General features: G+C 65.1%; 20 protein-coding genes. 11 read left to right on the top strand and 9 right to left on the bottom strand.

Annotated elements, in window-relative coordinates; translation table 11 throughout:
* Positions 1-155: 155 nt before the first annotated feature.
* The 5 genes from QVN30_RS00190 to asnS all read right to left on the bottom strand — a co-directional run bounded on the left by QVN30_RS00190 (position 156) and on the right by asnS (position 4,988).
* Complete coding sequence (locus QVN30_RS00190; RefSeq protein ID WP_289834970.1) at positions 156-1,190, bottom strand: ABC transporter substrate-binding protein; 1,035 nt, start codon at positions 1,188-1,190, stop codon at positions 156-158.
* Between the two features lie 101 nt (positions 1,191-1,291).
* Positions 1,292-2,305, bottom strand: a complete 1,014-nt coding sequence (locus QVN30_RS00195) for an ABC transporter substrate-binding protein (protein ID WP_289834971.1) — start codon at positions 2,303-2,305, stop codon at positions 1,292-1,294.
* Between the two features lie 435 nt (positions 2,306-2,740).
* Positions 2,741-3,061, bottom strand: a complete 321-nt coding sequence (locus QVN30_RS00200) for a type II toxin-antitoxin system RelE/ParE family toxin (RefSeq protein WP_066829654.1) — start codon at positions 3,059-3,061, stop codon at positions 2,741-2,743.
* A gap of 1 nt (position 3,062) precedes the next feature.
* Positions 3,063-3,371, bottom strand: a complete 309-nt coding sequence (locus tag QVN30_RS00205) for a hypothetical protein (RefSeq protein ID WP_289834972.1) — start codon at positions 3,369-3,371, stop codon at positions 3,063-3,065.
* A gap of 213 nt (positions 3,372-3,584) precedes the next feature.
* On the bottom strand, positions 3,585-4,988 hold the full coding sequence (asnS, locus tag QVN30_RS00210; protein WP_066829650.1) for an asparagine--tRNA ligase: 1,404 nt from the start codon (positions 4,986-4,988) through the stop codon (positions 3,585-3,587).
* 239 nt (positions 4,989-5,227) lie between these two features.
* On the opposite strand from asnS, the gene QVN30_RS00215 reads away from it, so the two are divergent.
* Entirely contained in the window at positions 5,228-6,955 is a 1,728-nt protein-coding gene (locus tag QVN30_RS00215; RefSeq protein ID WP_289834973.1) for an ABC-ATPase domain-containing protein, read from the top strand.
* A 513-nt stretch (positions 6,956-7,468) separates the two neighbouring features.
* Entirely contained in the window at positions 7,469-8,473 is a 1,005-nt protein-coding gene (locus tag QVN30_RS00220; RefSeq protein WP_289834974.1) for a VanZ family protein, read from the top strand.
* Positions 8,474-8,504: 31 nt separating this feature from the next.
* Here QVN30_RS00220 and QVN30_RS00225 read toward each other — a convergent pair whose 3' ends face one another.
* Both QVN30_RS00225 and QVN30_RS00230 read right to left on the bottom strand, forming a co-directional pair.
* Entirely contained in the window at positions 8,505-10,109 is a 1,605-nt protein-coding gene (locus QVN30_RS00225) for a hypothetical protein (RefSeq protein ID WP_289834975.1), read from the bottom strand.
* An 8-nt stretch (positions 10,110-10,117) separates the two neighbouring features.
* Entirely contained in the window at positions 10,118-10,837 is a 720-nt protein-coding gene (locus QVN30_RS00230) for an ATP-binding cassette domain-containing protein (RefSeq protein WP_204563834.1), read from the bottom strand.
* A 231-nt stretch (positions 10,838-11,068) separates the two neighbouring features.
* Between QVN30_RS00230 and QVN30_RS00235 the strand changes: the two genes are divergently transcribed.
* Positions 11,069-12,424 (top strand): FtsX-like permease family protein, encoded by a 1,356-nt coding sequence (locus QVN30_RS00235; protein WP_289834976.1) that lies wholly within the window; start codon positions 11,069-11,071, stop codon positions 12,422-12,424.
* A gap of 45 nt (positions 12,425-12,469) precedes the next feature.
* Here the strand turns inward: QVN30_RS00235 and QVN30_RS00240 are convergent, their stop codons facing one another.
* The gene (locus QVN30_RS00240) at positions 12,470-13,600 is read right to left on the bottom strand and encodes an aldo/keto reductase (RefSeq protein WP_289834978.1); all 1,131 of its coding nucleotides are present in this window, start codon (positions 13,598-13,600) and stop codon (positions 12,470-12,472) included.
* A 331-nt stretch (positions 13,601-13,931) separates the two neighbouring features.
* On the opposite strand from QVN30_RS00240, the gene QVN30_RS00245 reads away from it, so the two are divergent.
* The 4 genes from QVN30_RS00245 to QVN30_RS00260 all read left to right on the top strand — a co-directional run bounded on the left by QVN30_RS00245 (position 13,932) and on the right by QVN30_RS00260 (position 18,286).
* On the top strand, positions 13,932-14,834 hold the full coding sequence (locus QVN30_RS00245; RefSeq protein ID WP_289834979.1) for an alpha/beta hydrolase: 903 nt from the start codon (positions 13,932-13,934) through the stop codon (positions 14,832-14,834).
* A gap of 42 nt (positions 14,835-14,876) precedes the next feature.
* Positions 14,877-15,881, top strand: coding sequence for a YdcF family protein (locus QVN30_RS00250; RefSeq protein WP_289834980.1), 1,005 nt, complete (start codon positions 14,877-14,879; stop codon positions 15,879-15,881).
* A gap of 42 nt (positions 15,882-15,923) precedes the next feature.
* Positions 15,924-16,406, top strand: a complete 483-nt coding sequence (locus tag QVN30_RS00255; RefSeq protein WP_204540427.1) for a YbaK/EbsC family protein — start codon at positions 15,924-15,926, stop codon at positions 16,404-16,406.
* 707 nt (positions 16,407-17,113) lie between these two features.
* Complete coding sequence (locus QVN30_RS00260) at positions 17,114-18,286, top strand: isocitrate/isopropylmalate family dehydrogenase (protein WP_289834981.1); 1,173 nt, start codon at positions 17,114-17,116, stop codon at positions 18,284-18,286.
* A 125-nt stretch (positions 18,287-18,411) separates the two neighbouring features.
* On the opposite strand, the gene QVN30_RS00265 is transcribed toward QVN30_RS00260, so the two are convergent.
* Positions 18,412-19,347 (bottom strand): LysR family transcriptional regulator, encoded by a 936-nt coding sequence (locus tag QVN30_RS00265; protein ID WP_204587111.1) that lies wholly within the window; start codon positions 19,345-19,347, stop codon positions 18,412-18,414.
* A gap of 230 nt (positions 19,348-19,577) precedes the next feature.
* On the opposite strand from QVN30_RS00265, the gene QVN30_RS00270 reads away from it, so the two are divergent.
* The 4 genes from QVN30_RS00270 to QVN30_RS00285 all read left to right on the top strand — a co-directional run bounded on the left by QVN30_RS00270 (position 19,578) and on the right by QVN30_RS00285 (position 26,431).
* Positions 19,578-21,860, top strand: coding sequence for a hydratase (locus QVN30_RS00270; protein ID WP_289834982.1), 2,283 nt, complete (start codon positions 19,578-19,580; stop codon positions 21,858-21,860).
* Between the two features lie 184 nt (positions 21,861-22,044).
* Entirely contained in the window at positions 22,045-23,349 is a 1,305-nt protein-coding gene (locus QVN30_RS00275; RefSeq protein WP_204540418.1) for an SLC13 family permease, read from the top strand.
* 13 nt (positions 23,350-23,362) lie between these two features.
* Positions 23,363-24,130, top strand: coding sequence for an amidohydrolase family protein (locus QVN30_RS00280; protein WP_289834983.1), 768 nt, complete (start codon positions 23,363-23,365; stop codon positions 24,128-24,130).
* A 348-nt stretch (positions 24,131-24,478) separates the two neighbouring features.
* Positions 24,479-26,431: an aconitate hydratase gene (locus tag QVN30_RS00285; protein ID WP_289834984.1), complete on the top strand. Its 1,953-nt coding sequence runs from the start codon at positions 24,479-24,481 to the stop codon at positions 26,429-26,431.
* Positions 26,432-26,484 lie beyond the last annotated feature (53 nt).

The following is a 26,484-nucleotide window of genomic DNA, read 5'->3' on the forward strand; positions in this document are numbered from 1 at the left end:
ATGTAGATACATCGGATAAGTCTAGCACGGCGACTTGCCCGATGGAGCCAGAAGGTATCTGTAATGGAGTTGAAACGTGCGAGCTCCGGCGCGAACGAAAAAGGGCTGGAGACGTAGGTCTCCAGCCCTGAGGTGCAAGCTGTCTGCGGGGAGGGTTACGCCGAGACGTCCTCTCCGCCTTCATCTGCCAGGAAGGACACGTCGATGCCGAGCGTATCGGCCGTCTCCTGGTTGTAGACGAGGTCGCACTCATCGGCAGTCATCTGCTCGATGGGCATCTCGGCGGGATCCGCACCCTCGGTGAGGATCTGGACGGCCATCTCGCCTGCGCGGTAGCCGAGCTCTTCGTAGTTGATCGACACGCTCGCCAGCGCGCCGCCCTCGACCATGCCGACCTCGCCGACGACCGTCGGGAGGTTGTTCTCGTTCGTCACCATGGTGACGGTGGAGATACCGGCGGAGATGGTGTTGTCCGTGGGGATGTAGACGGCGTCGACCTTGCCGACCATGGACTCGGAGACCTGCTGGATCTCGTTGGAGCTCGAGACGGTGTAGCGCTCGTGCGCGATGCCGAGCTCGTCGAGGGCCTCCTCGGCCAGCGCGACCTGGATGTCGGAGTTGGACTCGGCGGTGCAGTACAGAAGGCCGACGGTCTTGGCGTCGGGCACGAGCTGCACCAGCAGGTCGATCTGGTCGGACACCGGGTTCATATCGGAGGTGCCGGTCAGGTTGCCGCCGGGGGCGTCGTTGTCGTCCACCAGGCCGGACGCGGCGAAGTCGGTGATGGCCGTGCCGATGATGGGGATGTCGCTCGTGGCGCCGGCGACCGCCTGGGCGGCGGGCGTCGCGATGGCCAGGATCAGGTCGCACCCGTCGTTGACCAGCGTGGAGGCGATGGTCTGGCAGGCGGACTGGTCGTTCTGCGCGTTCTGCTGCTCGATATCGTAGGAGATGCCCGACTCGTCGAGCGCGCGGACGAAGCCGTCGTTCGCCGCGTCGAGGGCGGCGTGCTCCGTCAGCTGCAGCACGCCGATCTTATAGGTCTTGCCGTCGCCGGAGGCCGAGGTGGAGCCGCTCTCGGCGGTGTCGCCGCCGCAGCCTGCAAGCCCGAGCGTGCCGGCTGCGGTCAGCGCCGCCATGCCGGCGAGCCCTTTGGAAAATGTGCGGCGGGAAAGCGTGGTGCGTTCCATAGTTATCTCCTCATATTGCCTTGCGCGGAGCGCAAGGGGGATGCGACGCCGGGGTCCAGTCATTCGGCCCCGGCGCGTGAGCCGTATCGTGTTCGGTAATTCTAGACGATTTCAGCATCTTCGAGGCCGGAGATGTCGATGCCGACCTCATCGGCGGTCGCCTGGTTGGCGATGAGCTGGCAGTCCTCGGCGGCGAGGTACTCGATGGGCATCTCGGCGGGGTCGGCGCCCTCGGTGAGAATCTCGACGGCCATCTCGCCGGCCTTATAGCCCAGGTCGTAGTAGTTGATGGAGTAGGAGGCGAGGCCGCCGTCCTCGACCATGGTGTCGCAGCCCACGATCACGGGCAGGTCGTTCTCGTTGGCGACCATGGAGACCGTCGCCATGCCGGCGGCGATGGTGTTGTCGGTGGGGGCGTAGACGGCGTCGACCTTGCCGACCATGGACTCGACCACCTGCTGGATCTCGTTGGAGGACGACACGGTGTAGCGCTCGTGCGCGATGCCGGCCTCATCCAGCGCCTCCTCGGCCATGGCGATCTGGACCTCGGAGTTGGACTCGGCGGTGCAGTACAGAAGACCGACGGTCTTGGCGTCGGGCACGAGCTGCTGGAGCAGGTCGATCTGGTCGGCGACGGGGGTGAGGTCGGAGCTTCCGGTCACGTTCCCGCCGGGGGCCTCGTTGTCGGCGACCAGGCCGGACTCGGCGAAGTCGGTGATGGCCGTGCCGATGATGGGGATGTCGCTCGTGGCGCTCGCGACCGCCTGCGCTGCGGGCGTGCCGATGGTGAGGATCAGGTCGTCGCCGTCGTTCACGAGCTTGCTCGCGATGGTCTGGCAGGCGGACTGGTCGTTCTGCGCGTTCTGCTGGTCGATCTCGTAGTCGATGCCGGCGTCATCGAGGGCGGCAACAAAGCCCTCGTTGGAGGCGTCGAGCGCGGCGTGCTCGGTGAGCTGCAGCACGCCGATCTTGTAGGTCGAGCCGGTTGCGGCCTCGGCAGTGGAGCTTCCTTCGTCGGTGGTTTCGGTCGTGGCGCCGTTGCCACCGCAGGCGGCAAGCGCGAGCGCAAGCGTGCCTGCAACGACGGCGGATGCCAGGGTCTTGAGCCGTTTCATGGCGAATCCTTCCTCTCTTCGGTTCCTTCCCGAACGAATATGCAGATAGATAGTTGTTGATGATAGAGGGCACCGCCGCGGTGCCCATTAATTCCGTCGCGCAGGTTACACAGTATTAACGTTTGCTCCGGCGATAGGAAAAATCTGCCCGCCGACCGAATTGCCCGGCGCGGATCTTCCCGGATCGGTTCAGCGGAGGCTTCGGCCCCAACTTTTGCTGAAAAATCGACGTTGTGGACGAGTTGGTTTGGAACGCTCGCAAAAGGACACCTGTCGTACGGCCGTTACCTGCGGAAACGTTGACACCGAAGATGCCATTTCACGCGGGTCGGGATTCTGCCCGTCCACAACGTCGATTTTTCAGTAATTCTTGATGCCGGAGCCTCCGCTCCCGCCGGTCTCGGTGGCACAACCGTGTTCCGATCCCGCCGTATGTCAGAAAATCCTGTTTCCATGGAGCTTCTTCCAGCGCCTCCAGAGGTGCGCCGCCCGAACGGCGTCTGCGCCACGGATGCGGCCGGCGCCGCCAAGAAGGAGAACGAGCCGGTAGCCCCTTCTCGCGAGATAGACCCGATGCCTCGCCTCGTCACGAAACCTCAGCTCGAACACGCCGTTGGCGACCTGCTTCCAATCTCCGAGCAGATGCCCCTCGCGTGCGATGGCGCGGATCCTCCGGATGATCGAGAAGCGCACCGGCCTGTTAGGTACGCGGTTGAGCCATCGATCGAATTCGGCCGTGCTTTCGATGCGGTACACGTCAGTCACCCTTCGCCGTCGTGTCGCACCGGTTATGCAGGGAGGGGCGGCATCGGCTGGCGCGGGAAAACGCGAAGGCGTGCAGATCCGCTTGACGCCGGCGGAACAGCGGCGTGTCTTCGGGCAGGTTCTCGCCGAGTGCGGCGGCGAGCTGCTTGGCGAGCGCGCGGAATGATTCGAGGTCGCTTATCTCGGCGACGGTGGCCTGGATGACGGTTGCGTCGGGGTCGGACGCGCGATCGAAGGGGCGGGCGTGGGGATCGTCGACGATTTCGAGGGCGACGTGCTGTTCGGGCCAATAGAGTGCCATGGGTACCTCCCGTAAGATGGCTGATGATGGGCCCAGCCTATCAAAGGGGGTCTAACAGATTTCCAACAGGCATCCTGATGGTGGCCAACGCAGCAGATAGTCGCTGTATACGTAGAAAAACAAGCAAAATATATATCGGCGAACGATACAAAAGCAGCCCCCAGCGGACTGAACGTTCGCTGGGGGCTGAGCGGTCGCAACGTGTTTTGAAGATTAGAACTCCGCGTTGCCCACGGTGCGCGGGTGCGGGATGACGTCGCGGATGTTGCCGACGCCGGTCAGATACATGACCATGCGCTCGAAGCCGAGGCCGAAGCCGGCGTGCTTGCAGCTTCCGAAGCGGCGCAGGTCGAGGTAGTACTTGTACTGGCCCTCGTCCATGCCGAGCTCGGCGATGCGGCGCTCGAGCACGTCGAGGCGCTCTTCGCGCTGGGAGCCGCCGATGATCTCGCCGATTCCGGGCACGAGGCAGTCGGCTGCGGCGACGGTCTTGCCGTCGTCGTTCATGCGCATGTAGAACGCCTTGATCTCGGCGGGGTAGTCGGTGACGAACGTCGGGCACTTGAAGTGCTCCTCGGTGAGGAAGCGCTCGTGCTCGGTCTGCAGGTCGATGCCCCAGCTCACGGGATACTCGAACGTGTGGCCGGCGGCGACGGCGCGCTCCAGGATCTCGATGGCCTCGGTGTAGGTCACGCGCGCGAAGTCGGAGGTGGCCACGTGCGTCAGGCGCTCGATCAGGCCCTTGTCCACGAACTTGTTGAGCATGTTGAGCTCGTCGGGGCACTTCTCCATGACGTAGGTGATGATGAACTTGAGCATGTCCTCGGCGAGGTCCATGTCGTCGTTGAGGTCGGCGAACGCGATCTCGGGCTCGATCATCCAGAACTCGGCAGCGTGGCGCGTCGTGTTGGAGTTCTCCGCGCGGAACGTCGGGCCGAACGTGTACACATCGCCGAAGGCCATGGCGAAGTTCTCGGCGTTGAGCTGGCCGGATACGGTGAGCGATGCCGCCTTGCCGAAGAAATCCTGGCTCCAGTCGACCGTGCCGTCATCGAGCAGCGGCGCGTGCGCGGGGTCGAACGTGGTGACGCGGAACATCTCGCCGGCGCCCTCGCAGTCGCTCGTGGTGATGATCGGCGTGTTCACGTACACGAAGCCGCGGTCCTGGAAGAACTTGTGGATGGACGCGGCGGCCACGGAGCGGATGCGGAACACGGCGCGGAACAGGTTCGTGCGCGGGCGCAGATGCTGCTGCGTGCGCAGGAACTCGACCGTGGCGCGCTTCTTCTGCAGCGGGTAATCGGGGGTGGAGGTTCCTTCGACCTCGATGCTCTCGGCGGTCAGCTCGAAGGGCTGCGGCGCGTCGGGCGTCAGCTTGACGGTGCCCGTGCACACGAGCGCGGCCGACACGTTCTGGTGGGAGATCTCGTCGTAGTTGGCGAGGTCCTCGCGGTTCATGACGACCTGCAGGTCGCGGAAGCAGCTGCCATCGTTCAGGGTGACGAAGCCGAAGTTCTTCATGTCGCGGACGGATTTGACCCATCCGGCGACCGTGACCCGGCTCCCGCCGAGCGACTCGGCATCGGCGTAGAGCTGAGCGATCTTGGTGCGGTTCATAGATGCCCCTGTTCTTGGGTTAAAGCGAATTACAGACCATCGACCATCATAGCAGGCAAACGGGGGACGGGTGCATGTTGGTCATTGCCAATATGGGGAAGAGGTGGCCGGCTGCGTCGTCGGCTCCGCTCCCGCGTTGCGGGCGGCGGGTTTTTCGGTGCGTCGGATGTGCCGCCGCTCGGTTCTGCGCGGATTGATTACAATCCGAGGCACGAGAGCACAACGACGGGAGTCTCCTTATGAAGACAGATCGCGATCTGGCGCGCCAACTGGCATCGATCGAGCGCCGAGGGTATCCGGCCTACAAGAGCCTGCGCGGAAGCTACGACATGGGCGGCTTCACGCTGTCGATCGACCATGTGCAGGGAGATCCCTTTGCGGCCCCGTCCCAGCTGAGCGTTGTCGTGCCGGCGCGGACCGCGGGGTTTCCCCGGCCGCTGTTCGATGCGCCCCACCGCAAGGTTGCGCTCGAAGACGTCTTGATTCGTCGGTTCGCCCAGGCCGCGTCGCGCGTGAGCTTCAAGGTCGGCGGTTCGGGCAAAAGCGGTCTTCTCGCCACAAGTCGTCCCGGACCGGAGGTGCTGGCGCGCTCTGCGTGCGAGGTCTCCCGCGACGGCTTGATCACGCTGCGCTTTGAGGCGGGCCTTCCTGCTCACGGGCGCACGGTCGATGCGCGCGCATGCGAGCGGATGCTGCTCGACCTGGTGCCGCGCTGCGTCGACGAGGCGCTTGTGTGCGATGACCGGGCGCTTGCCGTGGCGCAGCGTGCGGTCGATCTGGCTGATGACCAGCAGGCCGTTCGCGACGAGCTCGGGCGCCTGGGCCTGGTGGCGTTCGTGGCGGACGGGTCGGTGCTGCCGCGCGCGACGGGCGTGTCGGCAAAGCCGCTGAAGGGCGCGCGCCCATTTGCCTCGCCGGCATCGATGCGCGTGACGATCGATCTGCCCCATCGCGGTCCCACGTCCGGCATGGGGATCGCGCGCGGCATCACGTTGATCGTGGGAGGCGGCTACCATGGCAAGTCGACGCTGCTCCGCGCGCTGCAGGACGGCGTGTACAACCATGTCGCGGGCGATGGCCGCGAGCTCGTGATCACCGATGCCACGGCGGTCAAGCTGCGCGCCGAGGACGGTCGTCCCGTGCACGATGCCGACATCTCGCTTTTCATCGGCGACCTGCCCGATGGGCGCGACACGCATCGGTTCTCGACTGAGGACGCTAGCGGAAGCACCTCGCAGGCGGCGGGCGTCATCGAGGCGCTCGAGGCGGGCGCGCGGGCGCTGCTGGTGGACGAGGACACGTCGGCGACGAACTTCATGGTGCGCGACGCCCTCATGGAGGCGGTCGTGAGCGGCGAGCACGAGCCCATCACGCCGTTCGTGGAGCGCGTGCGCGACCTCTGGGAGCAAGCGGGCGTGAGCTGCGTGATCGTGGCGGGAAGCTCGGGAGCGTTTTTCTCGGTCGCCGATGCCGTGATTCAGATGGACCGCTACGAAGCGCACGATATCACCGAGCGCGTCCGTCGGGTGTGCGCGGACCTGCAGGCGCCCCAGACCCCGCGTGCTGTAGGGTTCGCCCTGCCGCAACGGGAGCGGCGCGTGCGCATCTTTGGCATCAAGCCGCAGGTGCGCGGAGGCCGTCGCGGTTCGGATGCGAGGATCAAGGTGCGCGTCCGCGGTCTGGACGAGTTCTCGGTGGGCGGCGGCTCGGTGGACGTGCGCCTTGTCGAGCAGCTGGTCGACGAGGAGCAGACGTCCGCGCTGGCGCAATGCGTCCGCTGCGCGGCGGCGCGCGGCCTGCTCGATGGCGCGCACACGGCGGGCGATATCGTGGCCACGCTCTACGCCATGATCGACGAGCGCGGTTGGAGCGCCTGGTCCGAGCACGGCGATGCGTCGTGCGGCTTGGCGCTTCCGCGCCCGCAGGAGCTGTTCGCCGCGCTCAACCGCTGGCGCGCCACGGGCTGAGGTCGGGGGCTCCGGCCTGCAGATTTCCGAACATGATGGGGTGCTCCGCCGTGGCGCCTCATCGTGAACCAGCGATCTGGATTGCTGGCTAGAAATTTCTATTTTGCTGTAGACCGGTTCGGGTAAGAGCGGTCGTGTTGGCTGTTCTGTCTATATTGACCGTTTAAAACCCCGGATTCGAAGGCCCGATCGTTCCAAATCGAGGCTTTTGAGGGGCCATGCGGCACCAGCGGTGGGATCTGGGCCCGTTTTCACGGTTCCCCCAACAGCAAATCAGAACTTTTTAGCCACTTCGGGGACATCGACTGGAAGAGATGACGGGCGTGGCAGCTAGGCTGTCGACCTGCGCTCGCTTGGTCCCTCGCGCCGCGCATCGGCTGGCCGGCCGTGCAACCTTACCAAACCGTCATGCAACCGTAAGGCAAATCGATGGCGGCCGACCTGCCGCCTGCAGGAACATATATATGTGCGATTTCGCACCTGTTGCAGGCAATTCGGCAGAAGGCGGCATCGATGGCCCTCATCAAACGGTTCTTATCGGGATACAGCGACAATTTCCTGCTCGCGCTCACCTTGTGGCCTGCGGCTTCGTTTGCGCTGACGCTTCCGATCCTGGCGTATCTCTACCATCGCGACGGTCGTCTCAAGTTCGCATCGGTCGTCTCGACGTACCTTGCGGTGCTTTATGTGCTTGGCCTGGGATGCTTCACGCTCTATCCGCTGCCCGACGGTACGTCTGGGCCGGGCATCACCTACGGCGTGCCCTGGCAGCTCAATCCCTTGGCGCCGATCAGCGACTTTGCGCGCGAGGGCCTGTCCGTCCTGCCGCAGATCGCCTTCAACGTCGTGTTCTTCGTCCCTTTGGGCTTTATTGCGGGGCGTCTGCTCCGTCTGCGCTTCGTGCCGTCGATCGTCTTGGGTTTTGCCGCATCGTTGCTGATCGAGGCGGCGCAGGGCACCGGATTGTTCGGCGTCTATCCGTATGCCTATCGCACGGCGGACGTCGACGACCTCATCTACAACACGAGCGGGGCGGCGCTGGGTTGGCTGTGCGCCGCGGCCCTCGCCCGCGTGCTGCCTCCCGGGGCGCTTGCCGAGGAGGGCGAGGTCACCCATGCGCCGGGCTTCATCCGTCGCTGCGTGGCGTTCTGGCTCGATACGCTGATCATCGGGCTGCTGTCGCTTGTGGTGAGCGGCGCGGTGTCCATCATGTTATGGAACCTGCCCGAGGGCATCGCCCGCGACCTGGCGGGCACGCCGTGGATGCTCGTCGTGATGGCGCTTCTGTTTGTGCTGGTGGAGGGCGTGCTGCCCTGGATGCACGCGGGCTCCACGCCGGGCGGCGGCTTCGTGCGCATGAGCTGCGAGACCCGCGAGCGCACCGGCGTGCGGCGCGTGGCGTTTTACCTGGCGCGCCTCGTCGTGCTGGGCGCCGCGTACCTCTTCATCCCGTTCGCGTGGTTTGCGCTCGCCCTGTTCTACCTCGTCGCTCGCCGTATGCCCTACGACTTCCTCTAGCCCTGAAATTCTAGGGACAGTCCCTAGAATTTCAGGCTTGGCCGATGAGCCGCGAAACCACGAGGGCGGTCACGGCCGCGCACCCCATGAATGCAAAGGGGAGCATGCCTACGGGCACGCAGGCGGACAGGACGGCGAGGACGATGCCGCAGACGGCTATCGCCGCCTCGCAGCTGAGGTGCAGACGCCTCGGCCGCGCATCGGCGGCGTCGAGGGCGCTGCAGAGGGCAAACATGATATCGAGCGCCAGCATGCAGACGAGCGACGGGAAGGCCGGCATGCCGGCGTATCCGCCGAATGCCGCCACGATGCACGAGGCCAGCGCGCAGAGGATGAACGCCGGGGCTGCGTCGAGCGCGAGCAGAACGGGGCTGCTTACGGGCAGGTGGTCGCGCATGAAGCGGTTGCGCTCGTCATCCAGGAACACACGGGACACGGCGCGGGGCAGCTCGGCGCTGCGCAGGGCGAACATGATCCACATCGCGGCTCCGAGCACGCGGCCGCCCGCCTCTCCGCCCATCAGGCCCAGCGCCGCCGCGGTCGGCGCGAGCGACCCGCCGAGCAGGGCGACGCCGGCAGGGGAGAGGACGGCCCCGACGCCGATGATGCGCAGCCACGTGTCGTATCGGCGCAGCGTCGAGATGAGTGCGCGCGCCAGGATCGCGCGGTTGCCCGTGCCGGCGGGCATGCGGCCGATCGGCGTGCGCCGCGCCTGACGGCTCCGGCGCACCAGGTCTCGGTAGAGCGATGGGTTGTATACGGCCATGCGCCGCACGGCGTACAGGTCGACGTCCACGCCGGCCTCGCGCGTGAGCGCAGCACGGGGCAGGCGCGCGGCGAGCGCGACGGCGAGCCCGATGGCGGCGAGGGCGATGATGGCACAGGCGATGATGGGCGCAAAGGGGTTGCCGGGCGCATGGAGCAGCATGGTGTCGGCGGCGCGAGCGAGCATCGGCATGTTGAGCACGGCGGCGCCGAGAGCGCATACGCCGGCGGCGATCGTCGCGATGGAAAGGGGTAGCCGGTGGCGGCTGCCTGCGCGCATCCGCACCATGCCGATGGCCCAGGACATCGCGCGCGCCGCGCTGATCGCGAGCGCCACGGTGACGGCAAACGCAAGGCAGCTCGGGACCTCGCTGCGAGCGGTGCCGCAAGCCACCTGGAAGAATGCGGCAAAGAGGTATCCCGGCACCCCGCCGATGACGCCCGCGACGATCGCCCGCGGGAGGAGTTCGGTCAGCGCCCACGGTCCGGTGCCGATGCCGGTCTGCGCAAGCCAGATGATATCGGGCGCGCTGGGCGTCCACGGCGAGCGCCATGCGCTGCGCACCGACCACAGGACGCCGCAGGCGATCGGCGCCGCCAGCACGAGGGCGGCGAGCTGGGATAGCCCAGACGGAAATGCCGCGGTGTATGCGGCGAAGTCTCCGGCGGCGCCCTCGACCATGCCGAGCAGCCATATCCAGCACGCGACGACGTTGCCTCCTACGATCAGGGCAAGATACAGCAGGTAGATGCGGTCGGTGAGGTCGCGCGCGTCGTCCAGGTCGGCACCGGCTGCCCACAGGTAGAAGTTGAGCTCGGAGCGCAGGTGGCGCGCCTGGAGCCACAGGAGGGAGGCGAGATCGTGCAACATGGCGGCGCCTACACGCTTTTCCAGAAGTCGGGCTGCTCCGCGACGGCGCCGTCGCGCGTCTCGAGCGTTCCGTCACGCAAGACGAGCACGCGGTCGGGCTTGAGCCGCTCGAGCCGGTGATGGCAGCTCAGCAGGACGGCGCACCCGCGGTCGGCGGCGCGGCCCAGCTCTTGCTCCAGGATGTCTGCCGATGCGGGGTCGAGCGGGCCGGTGGGCTCGTCGAGCAGCAGGAGGTCGGGCCGGCAGGCGAGCGCGAGGGTGCAGGCGAGCTTCTCGCGCATGCCGCGCGAGAAGCTCTGCGGATACTGATCGCAGAACCGCGCGATGCCGAATCGCTCCAGCAGGCGGTCGGCCTCGTCCCAGCGGCTGTCGCTCCACCGGTTTGCGCGGCCGAGCAGCTCGAGGTGCTCGGATGCCGTGATGTCGTCGTAGAAAGCGGGCACGTCGTTGACGAACGCCATGCGGGCGCGTTCGGCTGCCGTCGCGCTTTCGAGCGGAGCGCCGCAGATCGTGATGGCGCCCGCGCGCAGGCGCTCCCAGCCGGCGAGGCAGCGCAGCAGGGTGGATTTGCCGGCTCCGTTGGGCCCGACGAGCAGGGTGAGCGAACCCGGTTCGAGCTGGAAATCGACGTCTTCCCAGATATTTGCGCGGCCGTAGCCAAAGGCTATGCCGCGCGCCAGCAGGGCGGGCGCGCCTGTGGAGCTCTGCGGTGCCTCTGCGGATTGCATGGTTCCTCCCGGTTTCGAGCGACCAGATGCCCCCATGATGGCACCGTCGGGCCGGAAACGCCAGGTGGGACTTTTTGGGACGGGCCCGGCTGCCGGGGGGCAGACGATCCGAGAAGCCCCACCTTACAAAAGCGTTAGCCCCAAGCGTCCAACCGTAAGCCGCCCGTAAGACATCGGCGCGCGCGACGTGGAACCATAGAGGTCGTCCTGTCCCCGACCGTGGAGGATCCCATGCTCATCAAGCTTGCCCTCGGCAACGTGCGGCGCAGCGCGCGCGATTTCTCGGTCTACTTCATGACCCTCGCCTTCGCCGTCTGCCTGCTGTACTCGTTTCTGGCATCGACCGACTATCTGCTCGCGCTCGACCTCACGGCCGAGCAGCGGCTCTATTACGCCAAGTCCGGCGAGGTGCTTGTCGCGTTCGCGGTGTTCGTGGCCGTGATCTTCGCGTTTCTCATCGGATATGCCAACGTGTTTTTGGTGCGCCGCCGCAAGCGCGAGTTCGGCCTGTACGAGCTGCTGGGCATGGGGCACGCTCGGGTCTCGTGCGTGCTGGCGCTCGAGAGCGCCTCGGTGGGCATCGTGTCGCTTATCGCGGGCATGGCGCTCGGCGTGGCGCTCTCGCCCCTGTTCGGCCTGGTGGCGGCGTTCGTGTTCGGCGTTCCCTGGACGCCGGTGGTGACGGTCTCGTTCGCGGCGGCAGCGCAGACCGCCCTCGCATTCGCGGCCATCACGGTCGTCGCCGCCCTGCGCGCGGTGCGCAGCGTGGACAGGTGCTCGCTGATCGAGCTCATGCGCACCGATCGCGCGCCTGAGCGCCGCGTCGCCTCGGGGCGGGTCGCCGTGGGCGTGCAGCGGCTGCTCGCGATCGCGCTGCTGGCGCTCGTATGGGGCGTGTGCCTGCTCGCCCCCGGCTACTTCATCGTGTTCATCATCCCCATGGGGTTCATCGCGCTGGGCGGCACCTACTTCGCCTTCCGCGTGCTCGCGGCGCGCGTGCCCGAGCGCCTGCGCGCGCGTTCCGAGCGGTACTACTCGGGGCTCGTGCCGTTTACCGTGCGACAGGTCGAGGCGCGCATCGAGAGCGGCTGCACGGCGCTGGCCGCGGTGTGCGTGCTGATGGCCGCGGGGATGTGCATGATCGTGGCCGGCTTGGTGTTCAGCGTGGGCCTGCGCTCGGGAGACCTGTTCGAGAGCGCTTGGGCGCTCGCCCCGCTCGCCTACGCCTGCGTGTTCTACGGCGCGGCGTTCATGGTCGCCGCCGCCGCGGTGCTCGCCTTGCAGCAGCTCTCGCAGGCGGCCGACGCGGACGTCGCCTACCGCACGCTCGACCGCCTGGGGGCCGATGCCGCCCTGGTGCGATCTTCCGTGCGCGCGCAGGTGGGGGTGAGCTTCGCCATTCCCGCCGTCATGGCGTGCCTGCACTGCCTCTTTGGGTTCGCGTTGATCTTCGTTTTGTCGATCATGTTCGCGTCGGAGGGCTTCGTGCTGTTCGCGGCAGCGACGGTCGGGCTCACGCTGGCGATCCTTATCGCCTATTACCTGGCGACGAGCTCGACGTGCATCCGTGCGCTGACGCGCCCCTAGAGCCCTGATATTCTAGGGACAGTCCCTAGAATTTCAGGTCATGGGCTATTCGGCGATCCCCAGCGTCTCGACGCAGCGTGCGAGCTCGTCGGGAATCTTGATGTGCTGCGGGCATGCCTGCTCGCACGCTCCGCACGCGATGCACGAGGTCGCCCGCTTGTGCCCGTGCTTGCCGACGAGCCATGCCTCCTCGTCCTGTGCCTTCTTGAGGTCGCCGTACAGGGTCAGCATGTTCATGGCCATGAATGTCCCCGATATGCCGACGCCCATGGGGCACACCTTGGCGCAGTAGTTGCAGGCGGTGCAGGGGATGAGCGGGATGCGGGCGAGCTCGGCGCGCGCCTTGTCGAGCGTGGCACGCTCGGCGTCGGACAGGCCCGTGAAGCCCTTCATATACGAAAGGTTGTCCGCCATCTGCTCGACGCTGCTCATGCCCGACAGCACGGTGATGACGCCCGGCAGGCTCGCGGCGAAGCGGACCGCCCAGCTCGCGGCAGAGGATTCGGGCTCCGCATCGTGCAGCACGCGCGCGACGCTCTCGGGCGGGTCGGCGAGCATGCCGCCCTTGACGGGCTCCATGATCACGATCGGCATGTTGTGGGCGCGCGCCACCTCGTAGCAGCTGCGCGACTGCACGGAGGGGTTCTCCCAGTCGGCGTAGTTGATCTGCAGCTGGACGAACTCCATCTCAGGATGGGCGGTGAGCAGCGCATCGAGTTCCTCGGGCGTGGAGTGGAAGCTGAAGCCGGCGTGCTTGATGCGCCCGGAGGCTTTCTGCTCCAAGATCCAGTCCCACAGACCGAACTCGTCGAAGAGCGCCGTGCGGTGCTCGCCCAGGTTGTGGAGCAGATAGAAGTCGAAGTAGCCGGCCCCCGTGCGCTCAAGGGACGTCTCGAACTGCGCGATCGCGTCGTCGCGCGTCTTGCAGTCGATCCACGCGGCGCATTTCGTCGCGAGCCGGTAGCGCTCGCGCGGATACCGCTCGACAAGCGCCTGGCGAATGGCGTCCTCGCTGCCCTTGTACGCCCAGGCGGTGTCGAAATAGGTGAAGCCGGCATCGAGGAACATGTCGACCATCTGCTTGGTCTGCTCGATATCGATGTCCTCGCCCTGTTTGGGCAGGCGCATGAGGCCGAATCCCAGCTTGCCGATCATATCGAATTCGTTCTCAGGCATCTTGTCTCCCATCTTGCCGCACGTTCGGCAAAAACAGTTCGCGCCCGGCCCCTCCGTGACGGGCGCCGGGCGCGAAGGCAATCGGTCGGTGCTCCCTAGCTGCGGTTCGCAGCTTATCAAGCTCATCATACCCAAATACGCACCGGATGGCTTGGCATGAACCCAAGTCCAACCCCGGAGCACATGTTTGGGGGCGCGGGCGGCTTGCGGCATCCTCAAGCATGTGCGGAGACCGTGCGCGAGCCAGGCGCACGGCGCGGGAATGCCCTAAGATAAGCAGACATGCGCCGCGCCCGCGGCGCGCAGAAGAGAATGAATGGAAAGGGCCTTCATGGTTATCGAACAGCATGCCCTTTGGGGAGACGATCCGACCGACGAGCATCCGGCGACGTTTACCGCCTATCTGGCGGACCCGGTTCCGGCGCGCGAGCATGCGCCCCGCCCGGCCGTGGTCATCTGCGGCGGAGGCGGTTTCACCAACATCGCCGCCCATGAGCAGGAGCCGGTCGCGTTCGCGTTCTTGAATCAGGGCTATCAGGCGTTCGTGCTCGACTACGTGACGAGCGCCACGGGCAACGTGTCGTTCCCCAACCCCGAGGCCGATCTTGCTAAGATGGTCGCCCGCGTGCGCGCCAACGCGCAGGCATGGCACGTCAACCCCGAGAAGGTCGCCGTCGTCGGCTTCTCCGCAGGCGGCTTCATCTGCGCGTCGCTGGCGGCCCAGTGGAAGACCGGCCCGTTCGCCGCGCTTACCGGCGAGCGTCCCGACCATATCCGCCCCGATGCGGTCGTGCTGGGCTATCCGCTGCTCGACATGCGCGTGATGCGCGATGAGCGCACGCGCGATCCCCGCATCGACCTGCGCGTTCCCAAGACGGGCGGCAAGACGGGACGCGATCTGCTCAACGATTTCATCTCCATGGTCATCGGCGGGGAGGCGACCGACGAGCGCATGGCGGAGGTGTGCCCCACGACGCATGTCTCGCGCGATATGCCGCCGACGTTCGTGTGGGGGACCAGCGACGACCGTACCTGCCCGATCATCCAGGTCTACGATCTCGTCTCGGCGCTTGCGCGCGCCGGCGTCGCCCATGAGCTGCACGTCTTCGACCGGGGCGGGCACGGCCTATCGGTCGCGAACATCAATACCTGCGCCGATAACGCCGAGGAGCAGGCCGTCGTGCGTCCCTGGATCGGTCTTGCGTGCTCCTTCCTGGAGCGTTGCGGGCTGTAGGGGACGGCAGGGGCGCGGACCATCTCGAAAGGACGAAAGAACATGGATGTGCATCTGATGGGCCTTGTGCTCGCCGTCGTGGCGCTCGCGGTGCTCGTCGTGACGTTCCGCATGGGGACGCGTGCGTTCGGTCGCGCTTCGGTGCCTGCGGCGTTGATGCTGTTCACGGGGCTTGTGATCGCCACCTGCGCGGCCCCCGACGGCTTCACGGTGACTTCCGGCTCGCTCATGATCGTGTTCGTGCTGGTCGCGGTCGAGCTGTTCGCCATGAACGGCGTGCTGCTGATCTCGCGCGACGGGGGCGTCCGCCCGGCGTCGGCGATCCCTCTGGCCATCGCCGTCGTGCTCGCGCTGCTGTTCACCGTGGTTCCCATGGTCGTGGAGGGGGCTGGAAACCAGCTGGTGAGCGCCCTGCTCGGGCTCATCTCGCTGGTCGGGCTGTGGATGTCGTTCTCGCTCGCCATGGTCGCGCTCGCATCGTTCGTCTATCGGGTGGCCGCGCGCGGAGCCGCGCCCGACCGCAAGAACGCGTACAAGTTCATTGTCGTGCACGGTGCGGCCATCGAGGGCACGCGCCCCTCGCCCGTGCTCATGGACCGGCTCGACTGCGCCTTCACGCTGTGGGAGCGCCAGGGCAAGAAGGGCACGATCATCGTTTCGGGCGGACAGGGTTCGGACGAGGAGCTGAGCGAGGCCCGCGTCATGCACGACTACCTGCGCGATCGCGGCGTGCCGAAAAAGCAGCTCGTCGAGGAGGACCGGTCGTCCACGACGCGTGAGAACCTCGCGTTCTCACGTGAGGTCATGGGCGGCCTGACGACGGCGGAGTCGTATCGCGTGGCGCTGGTGACCAGCGATTTCCATGCGTATCGCTGCGGCTACCTTGCATGTCGCATGGGTTTGGACGCCGACGTCATGGGCGCGACGACCGCAGGCGACACCTGGGCACGCTCGATCATCCGCGAGTTCGGCGCCGTGTGCGCCGACTTCCCGTGGACCTTTGCCGTCCCCGTCGTGCTGTGGGCGGCTGGCCTGATTCTGCTGTAAGAAGACGCCCGGTTCAGGCGGGCGAGGGGAGAGGACTGCGACATGTCGTTTGATGTTGCGAAGGCATATCTGGACAGTATCGGTCTCGGCGACCGCGTCATCGCGACCGAGGCGCCGAGCTCGACGGTGGAGGAGGCCGCGGCCGCGCTCGGCTGCGAGCCGGCGCACATCGCCAAGACCATGGCGTTTCTGGTGGACGAGGCGCCGGTGCTCGTGCTGTGCGCTGGCGATGCCCGCGTGAACAACAGCATGTTCAAGCAGTTCTTCCACACCAAGGCCAAGATGATTCCCGGCGACGTGGTCGAGGGGCTCGTGGGCCATGCGCCCGGCGGCGTGTGCCCCTTCGGCGCGAACCCTGAGGCCCGCGTGTACCTGGACGAGTCGCTGCGCCGCTTCGAGGTGGTCTACCCCGCCTGCGGCAACGACCACAGCGGCGTGCGCCTGACGATCCCCGAGCTCGAGCGCGCCACGAACGCCGCCGGCTGGGTCGACGTCTGCCGCGGTTGGCGCGAGGATGACAAGTAGGGCAGGTTCTTCTGCCATGTGAGGCTGCCGTGCTTGCGCATCGGCTTCTCGGATGACGACGCGCACAGACCGTTCGTCTGCTCCGGCGCCCCCTTCCCGCGAAAGAATCTTGCAGATAGCACATTTGTTCCGGCTTGGTAGGCCCTCCTCCTGACAGAGCTTGCAGTTTGTCCATTTGCCCCGGCTCGGTGGACCCCCTCCCGATAGAAACTTGCAGATCGCACGTTTGCTTCTGCCCGGGGCCGCCCACGTGACAGAAACTTGCAGATTGCACATTTGGTCCGGATAAATCCGAGCAAATGGTCAATCTGCAAGTTTCTGATATTTTAACCCCCTGCAAATGTGCAATCTGCAAGTTTCTGCCAAATTGACCCCTGTCAAACGGTCATCCTGCAAGCTCTGTCATCCGGAGAGGGTTTGAGGCCGAGGCAAATGGTCAACCTGCAAGTTCTGTCGGCCGTTTGATCGGGGTGGCGCGCGACGGTTCCAAGCAGAGTTTGGCTCCGCAACCAAATTGAAGGGAGCGGTCGCAGGGTTGACATACCGCGCCCGGCCCATTATCCGAGATGATGTCGCGCAGGGCGTCATGCCCCCATGCTAAAGCGGCATGGGGGCATGACGGTTTTCAATTGGATTGCATCTTTCGTCTGGTTCATCATGGAATCACCGAGATATCGGGCCAGAGTGGCCCGGGCGAAGGAGGCATCATGGACGCTGCAAAGCAGGAAGCCATCGACCGCGCAACCAAGTGTTTCGGCGAGCTTATCGCCGGCGAGTTCGAGCGCATCGAGCGGGTGCGCCAGGATGGCGCCCCCAAGAACTACGCGAACCTCGACCATATCACCATCGGCATCCTGCCGGGCGACGGCATCGGTCCGACCATCGTCAAGCAGGCGGTCCGCGTGATCGAGTGCCTGCTCGACGACCAGATCGCATCCGGCCGCGTCGAGATCCGCCCCATCGACGGCCTCACCATCGAGCGCCGTGCCGAGCTGGGCGAGTCGCTGCCCCAAGACGTGCTCGACGCCGCCCTTGAGTGCGACGTGCTCCTCAAGGGGCCGCTGACCACGCCTCGCCCGGGCGACCCGTGGCCCAATATGGTGAGCGCTAACAGCCTGCTGCGCCGCGGCCTCGACCTGTTTGTGGGCATGCGCCCCATCCGCATGCCGGATCAGGGTATCGACTGGACGTTTTTCCGCGAGAACATCGAGGGCGAGTACATCTGGGGCGACAAGGGCATCCAGGTGAACGACGACCTCGCCGTCGATTTCAAGGTCTGCACGCTGCCCGGCACCGAGCGCCTGGCCCGTATGGCGCTCAACTACGCCCGCGACAACGGCAAGTCCACGGTCACGGTCATCACGAAGGCCAACATCGTGAAGCATGCCGACGGCAACTTCCAGAAGATCATCTGCGATGTGGCTGAGCGCGAGTACCCCGAGATCACCGTGCAGACCCGTCTGGTCGACGCGACGGCGGCCAAGCTCATGGACCCAGAGTTCAACAAGGATTTCCAGGTCATCGTCCTGCCGAATCTCTACGGCGATATCGTGACCGATGTGGCCGCCGAGCATCAGGGCGGCCTGGGCTCCGCGGCGTCGGCCAACCTCGGCAGCCAGCACGCGCTGTTCGAGGCCATCCACGGCACAGCGCCGACGCTCGTGGAGCAAGGTCTTGCCGACTGGGCCAACCCCTGCAGCGTCATCCGTGCAGCCGGCCTGCTCGTGGGCCACATCGGGTTCCCCGAGCGCCGCGCGCTGCTGGAGGACGCGCTCGATATCTGCTGCACGACCGAGCAGCGCGTCGTGATGGGATTCGGTGACGGTCCCACCTCGGCGGATTTCACCGACTACCTCATCGAGACCATCGAGGGACTCTAACTTCCCAATCTCGTCCTATCGGCCGGCATGTACTCATAGCATTTCCTCCTACGTGGTGCCCGCAGGCAGCAGCGGGCACCATGCCTTTTCTGGGCACCGCGCCCCGCCATGTGGACATCTGGGCGTCAAGCGACGACGGTTCGCTCGATGGCGTCTTTGAAATGCGAGGCGAGGACCTCGTCGGCGCGGGAGAGCGATCCGTTCCTGAACGTGGCGATGCACAGGTGCCATGTGGCGTTGAGGGAGCTGTCGAGCGAGAGAAACCGCGCCTCTTCGTCGACCCGTGAGATCTGGGTATAGCTTTGCGGCCCTATGGTGTATCCCAATCCGCGCGCAGCCATGCGCTGCGCCGTCGTGTAGTCGCGCGTCTCCAGCAAGATGTTCGGTCGCACACGGGCTTGCAGGAAGACGAGGTCGAGGACCTGACGGATGCGCTGGCCGTAGGGGACCGTCAACAGCGGCTGGCCTGCAAGGTCGTGGATGTCGATATAGGGATACTGATGGAGGTTGGTCTCGACAGCTTTGTCGATCAGCGGGCTGTTCGGGCCGACGGTCACGACGAACGGATCCTCCCATAGGATGCTGTAGTCGATATGGTTGTTGACGTTTCCGGGCAGGCGGTGCATGACGGCGAATCCGATCTCGCATGCCGTAAGGGCGCGGTCGAGCTCCTTCGAGTTGCCCTCGACGATATTGAGCTTGATGTTGGGGTAGGCTGCGCAAAACGCAGGAAGCACCTTGGGCAGGAGCATACGACCCAGCAGGCGCGTTATGCCGAATGTGACGGTGCCCGTTTTCAACTCGTCGGCGTCTTTCAGCTCGTTGCGCAAATCGTCGTAGAGCTTGAGCACCTGATTTGCCATTTGCAGATATTTCTTACCGGCTTCGGTAGGCTGCAGCCCGCTTTTCGTGCGAAAGAACAGCTTCGTTCCCAGGGAGCTCTCCACGCGATGGAGCGATTGGGAGAGTGATGGCTGGGCTATAAAGAGCTTGCGAGCCGCCGCGGAGATGCTGTGCTCCTCGGCGATGGTCCTGACATAGGTCAATTCGCGCTCATTCATGATCGGGCCTTTCGGACGACGGTGAACGGTGAAAATAGGCGGGCAAACGGTTTCGTGGGGCAGAACACGTAAAAGACACCTCTTATAGGTGAGTTGGTTATAGCAAGCTACCTTGGTGTATAGGCTTTATACTATAGCAATCATCATATCAAAATATTGGCTATATATAGGCTGTGACCAGATACTCAGGTCATGGAACTACCGCCTTACGTACGAGGAGGAGCGTGCAAATGGAAGCAGTAAAGCTGTATGAGGGCGGCGTGTATCTGGTCGATGGGAGCATGGTCGTTCCCGAGGCAGAGACAGGCGCCGTCAAGAACGCAATGGGCCGTGAGGTCACGCCGGATGAGGCGCGCCGCGGCACCATCGCCTACGGCATCATGCAGGGCCACAACACCTCGGGTGACGAGAAGAACCTCAAGGTGAAGTTCGATGCGCTCACGAGCCACGACATCACCTACGTCGGCATCGTCCAGACCGCGAAAGCCTCGGGTCTCGAGAAGTTCCCGATCCCCTACGTGCTCACCACCTGCCACAACTCCCTGTGCGCGGTGGGCGGCACCATCAACGAGGACGATCACCTCTTTGGCCTGTCCGCGGCCAAGCACTACGGCGGCATCTACGTGCCCCCGCACATCGCCGTCATCCACCAGTACATGCGCGAGATGATGGCCGGTGGCGGCAAGATGATCCTGGGCTCCGACTCCCACACCCGCTACGGCGCGCTCGGCACCATGGCCATCGGCGAGGGTGGCGGCGAGCTCGTCAAGCAGCTGCTCGGCCAGACCTACGACGTGGCCACGCCCGAGGTCATCGCCATCTACCTTGAGGGTGCGCCCGCGCCGTTCGTCGGCCCGCAGGACATCGCGCTCGCCATCATCGGCGCCGTCTTCGAGTGCGGCTACGTCAAGAACAAGGTCATGGAGTTTGTTGGCCCCGGCGTCTCGAGCATGACCACCGACTTCCGCAACGGCGTCGACGTCATGACGACCGAGACCACCTGCCTGTCCTCCATCTGGCGTACCGACGAGGACACGAAGAAGTTCCTCGCCGACCACGGTCGTGCCGACGACTTCAAGCAGCTCGACCCGGCGGACGTCGCCTACTACGACGGCTGCGTGCGTGTGGACCTCTCCAAGATCCGCCCGATGATCGCCCTGCCGTTCCATCCCTCCAACGTCTACACCATCGACGAGCTCAACGCCAACCTCACCGACATCCTGGCGGATGTCGAGAAGCACGCCGACGAGATCTCCGGTCGCGCGGGCTCGCTCGACTTGCTCGGCAAGGTCGACTCCGCTGGCCTGCACGTGCAGCAGGGCACCATCGCCGGCTGCGCGGGCGGCAACTACACGAACGTCATCGAGGCCGCCCACGCGCTGCGTGGCAAGAGCTGCGGTGCTGGTGAGTTCGCGCTGTCTGTGTACCCCTCTTCGCAGCCGGTCTTCGCCGACCTCGTCAAGAAGGGCGCCATCTACGACCTCATGCAGGCGGGCGCCATCATTCGCACGGCGTTCTGCGGCCCCTGCTTCGGCGCGGGCGACACGCCGGCCAACAACACGCTGGCCATCCGCCACACCACGCGCAACTTCCCGAACCGCGAGGGCTCCAAGCCCGGCAACGGCCAGATGAGCGCGGTCGCCCTCATGGACGCCCGCTCCATCGCGGCCACGGCGGCCAACGGCGGCGTGCTGACGTCTGCCGAGACGCTCGACTGCTGGGGCGACGTGCCCGAGCACGACTTCGACCCGTCATCCTACGAGCACCGTGTGTTCAACGGCTTCGCTGCCGCCAAGGAGGAGGAGCCGCTCGTCTACGGCCCGAACATCAAGGACTGGCCCGAGATGGAGCCGCTCGGCGAGAACATCCTGCTGCAGGTCTGCTCCAAGATCCTCGACCCGGTGACCACGACCGACGAGCTCATCCCCTCGGGCGAGACCTCGTCGTTCCGCTCCAACCCGCTCGGCCTCGCTGAGTTCACGCTGTCGCGCCGCGACCCGGCCTATGTGGGCAACGCCAAGAAGACGGCCGCCTACGAGTCCGCGCGCCTCGAGGGCGCTGAGCCCGCGGAGCTCGCCGACGTGTTCGCGGCCATCCGCACCGTCACGCCCGAGGCCGCTGCGGAAAATGTCGAGATCGGCTCCATGGTCTACGCTATCAAGCCGGGCGACGGCTCCGCGCGCGAGCAGGCAGCGAGCTGCCAGCGCGTGCTCGGCGGCCTTGCCAACATCACGAAGCAGTACGCCACGAAGCGCTACCGCTCCAACGTGATGAACTGGGGCATGATTCCGTTCCAGTCTGAGGACGACCCCGCCTTCGAGGTCGGTGACTTCGTCTACGTCCCCGGTGTCCGCGAGGCCATCGCCTCCGGTGCCACCGAGTTCACCGGTCACGTCATCCGCGACGGCAAGGTTGCCGGCACCATGGCGCTCTACGTTGCGCCCATGACCGACAACGAGCGCCAGATCGTGCTCGATGGCTGCCTGATCAACTTTAATCGCAATAAGCGCTAACAGTCGCAAACGGCCGGGGCGATGCCCCGCCCCGGCCGCACGTGATCCGTCGCCTGTCGCTCAGCAAAAGGGTATGCGAGCGGAACGGAAGTTTCCACACGGTGCCCCGCCCGCATACGCAGGGAGGTGATTGCGCTCGAAATAGACGTAGGTTAGCTTTCCATTACTATATGAGGGGATAACAATGGAATCTGTGCTGGTTATCCTAGCCATCGTTTTGGCAATCGGCCTCGGTGAGATATTTAACATCAATACCGGTCTGATTGCAGGCGCGTTTGCCTATATTATCGGCTGTTTTGTACTCGGAATGTCGGTCGATGACCTGCTCGGTGCGTGGCCGACCGACCTGTTCATGGTCATCTTCTCGATTTCGCTCTTCTTCAACTTCGCCGTGGTCAACGGCACGCTGGAGAAGGTCGCGAACGTGCTGTTGTACCGCTTTCGCAAGCTCGAGCAGTTCCTGCCGCTCGTTTTGTATTTCGTGACGGCGCTCGTCTCCGGTCTCGGCGCCGCGTTCTTCACCTCCGTTGCCGTCATGGGCGCCATCGGCATGGTGCTCTGCCGCAACTCCAACATGAATCGCCTGTATGCCGCCATGGCCGTGTCGCTCGGCGCTCTGTCCGGGGCGAACTTCATGGTCAGCGCCCACGGCGTCCTGTTCAATTCGCTGCTCAGCCAGGTCGAGGGCGTCGCCGATCAGGCGAGTACCATCACGACGAACATCTTCGCCGTGTCGTTCATCTACCCCATTATCGTCATCGGCATCCTGTGCTTCATCGACATGCGCAACAACCGCGGCAAGGACAGCGAGCTTCGCATTGAGAAGCCCGAACCCTTCACCGGCAAGCAGAGGCTCAACCTGGCGCTCATCTTCGTCATGATGCTTATCGTTCTGGGTGCGCCCATCCTGAGCAACGTGTTCTCCGATGTCACCTGGTTCGTCGAGGCGTGCGGCCGCGTGGATGTTACCTTGGTCGCCCTGGTCATGGCCATCGTCGGCTACCTGTGCAAGCTCGTGGACGACCCCAAGCCCGTGTTCCAGCGCGTGCCGTGGGACACCATCTGGCTGGTCGGTGGCGTCGGTATGCTCGTCGAGGTGGCCGTCCAGGCTGGCACCATCGACATGCTCGCCAGCCTCATCAACATGATCCCGACGCCGATCGTGCCCATTGCCGTCTGCGTAATCGCCGGTATCATGTCCATCTTCAGCTCGACGCTCGGCGTCGTGGCACCGCTCATGTTCCCGATGATCCCGGGTTTCGTGGCCGCCACCGGCATGAGCCCTTCGCTGTTCGCCGTCGCCATCATCATCGGCGCTCAGTCCACCTCGATCGCCCCGTTCTCCACGGGCGGCTCGCTCCAGCTCGGCGCCAGCGGCCTCGAGGGCGAGGAACAGGACAAGTTCTACAACGAGCTCCTGTTCAAGGGCACGCCGCTTGGCATGGTCTTCGCTGCCGTCGCTTCGGTCGTCCTGATGTTCATCTTCTAGGTTTGGGGGAGTCGTGTACAAGGTATTCGATAGTCACTTCCACATCATCGATCCTGCATATCCCCTCGTGGTGAACCAGGGCTTCACGCCCGACTACTACACGGTCGAGCAGTACCGCGCCGAACTCGCCGGCATGGGCGTCGAGGCCGTCGGAGGTGCCGTGGTGTCCGGTTCGTTCCAGGGCTACGACCAGAGCTACTTCGCCGGCGCGCTCAGCAAGCTCGGCGAGGGCTTCGTCGGCGTGACGCAGCTTGATCCGGAGACGTCCGACGAGGAGATTCTCAAGCTCGACGAGCTTGGCATCCGCGCGATTCGCTTCAATCTCTTCCGCGGTCTTTCCGCCACCTTGGAGGAGATCGAGGAGCAGGGCCGTCGCGTGCGCGAGCTGTGCGGTTGGAAGACCGAGCTGTATCTTGACGCGTCCAAGATGGATGACGATTTCGTGGCGCTCGTGTTGCGCATGCCCGGTGTTTCAATCGACCATCTCGGCATGCGAAAGGGTGGTGCCGACGTTTTGAAGCGATTTGTCGCTGCCGGTGTTCCTGTTCGAGTAACGGGCTTTGGCCGTATCGACTACACCCGTGAAGAGGCGGCAAAGCTCGTTGCCGAACTGTATGCAGAGAATCCCAAGGCGCTCATCTTCGGCTCGGATCTGCCGTCGACTCGCGCAAGCAAACGCTTCGGCGTCGATGACATCGAGCTTATCGAGGCCGCTGTTGGCGCCGATCACGCTCAAGGCATTCTGTACGACAACGGCGCTGCTTGGTATTTGAACAAGTAGGACTCTGATAAATCATCGAGACATTCCTTTCCGTCTCCCTTTTCCGAAACCCCGATGCGCCCCGCTCAGGTGCACCGGGGTTTGCCTTGCGCCGTGTCGTACGTGGGGGTAGGGGGTCAATGACACAGAATGGGCAATTTGGCACGCTAGGAGGGGCCAATAGGGGTTCTTAGCGTGCCAAATTGCCCATTCTGTGTCATTGACCCCCTCGGTCATTTGGGGACGGGTTCGTTCCAACCCATCATGCCGTCCGGGCATGGGCTTCATGCCCGCTTTCAATTGGATAATGCGCCCTGCCCGTTGCACCATATGTATGAGATACATCGCGCTGCAGAAAGGTTACGCACCATGGGATCGTCTCTTGTCCACAAAATCATCGAGTCTCATCTCGTCTCGGGCACCATGGAGCCCGGCGAGGAGATCTTGCTGCGTGTCGACCAGACGCTGACGCACGACATCAACGCGGTCATGACCTACCTCGCCTTCGAGGCGACCGGTCTTGACCGCGTGCGCACCGAGCTTTCGGTCTCCAACCTCGACCACAACCTGCTCTACATCGACAACAAGACGCCGGACGACCATATCTATCTGCAGTCGGCGGCCAAGCGCTTCGGCGTGTACGTGTCGCGTCCGGGCAACGGCATATGCCACGCCATCCACACCGCCCGCTTCGCGGTGCCCGGCAAGGTGCTCTTCGGCGGCGATTCGCATACCCCGCACAGCGGCGCGGTGGGCATGCTCGCCATCGGCGTGGGCGGTATGGACGTCGCCTGCGCCATGGCCGGCCAGCCCATGCGCCTCGTCTACCCCAAGGTGGTGCAGGTCTACCTTACCGGCTCGCTCAGACCCGGCGTGAACGCCAAGGACGTCATCTTGGAGATGCTGCGTCGCGTGGGCGTCAAGGGCGGTCTGGGCCGCGTGTTCGAGTACGGGGGTCCCGGAGCCGCGACCCTCGAGGTGCCCGAGCGCTGCAGCATCGCCAACATGGGTGCCGAGATGGGCGCCACGACCTCGATCTTCCCCGCCGACGAGCAGGCGCGCCGCTTCATGGCCGCCCAGGGCCGCGAGGACCAGTACACGGAGCTGCTGCCCGACGAGGACGCTGTCTACGACGAGCGCATCGACCTCGACCTCTCCTCCCTCGAGCCGCTCATGGCCTGCCCCGACCTCCCCGACAACGTCCACAAGCTCGCGGATGTGGAGAGGGGTCCCGTCCAGCAGGTCTTTATCGGCAGCTGCACCAACGCGAGCTACTCGGATATCGCCAAGGCGGCGCTCGTCATGCGCGGCCTGCACGTGAACGAGAACGTGAGCTGCACCTGCGCCATCCAGTCCAAGCAGGTCTACAAGCAGCTGCTGCACGACGGCTACATCGACATGCTGCTCGACGCGGGCGTGCGCCTGCTCGAGTTCGCGTGCGGCCCGTGCTGCGCCATCGGCCAGGTGCCCGCCACCGACGGCGTTGCCGTGCGCACCTCCAACCGCAACTTCCGCGGTCGCGCCGGCAGTCCGTCGGCCAAGGTTTACCTGGCGAGCCCCGAGAGCGCGGCGGCCACGGCCATCATGGGTACGTTCGCAAGCGCCTACGACATCCTGGGCGAGGACGTCGCCCAGCTCGCCCGGATCCACGAGCCGGACTCCTATCCCATCGACGACAGCATGCTGATTGCCCCGCTGCCGCCCGAGCAGGCGAAGCGGGTCGAGATCGTGCGCGGCCCCAACATCAAGTTCCTGCCGGTGCCCGAAGAGCCCGTCCAGCACCTGTGCGTGCCGGTCTCCCTCAAGGGCGGCGACAACATCTCGACCGACGACATCACGCCCGCCTCGGCCGAGCTCTCCAGCATGCGCTCGAACATCCCGCTCATGTCCAAGTACTGCTACATGCGCTACGACCCCGAGTTCTCCGAGCGGGCGCGCACCATGGGCCAGTCCATCATCGTGGCGGGCGAGAACTACGGCCAGGGCTCGAGCCGCGAGCACGCCGCCATCAACCCCATGTACCTGGGTGTGCGCTGCGTGATCGCCAAGAGCATGGCGCGCATCCACAAGGGCAATCTCATCAACCACGGCATCATCCCCATGCTCTTCGAGGACCCGGCGGCCTACGACTCGATCGAGCTCGGCGACGAGCTGGAGATCTGCGGGCTGCTCGACCAGATCCCGACCCGTCGCGTGACGGTGCGCAACAAGACGCGCGGCACCGAGTTCGCGGTCGTGCTCGACCTGTCCGATGCCGAGCTGGAGGTCGTGCTCGCCGGCGGCCAGCTGCGCCTGCTCAAGGCGCGTCTCGCCGCCGAGTAGCGCAAGCCGGCGGTTGACGTGCTGTCAGGGCCGGCGGCCGGCTGATATAGTCA

The organism is Collinsella ihumii (assembly GCF_030385545.1).
In the GTDB taxonomy this organism is placed as follows: Bacteria; Actinomycetota; Coriobacteriia; order Coriobacteriales; family Coriobacteriaceae; genus Collinsella; species Collinsella ihumii.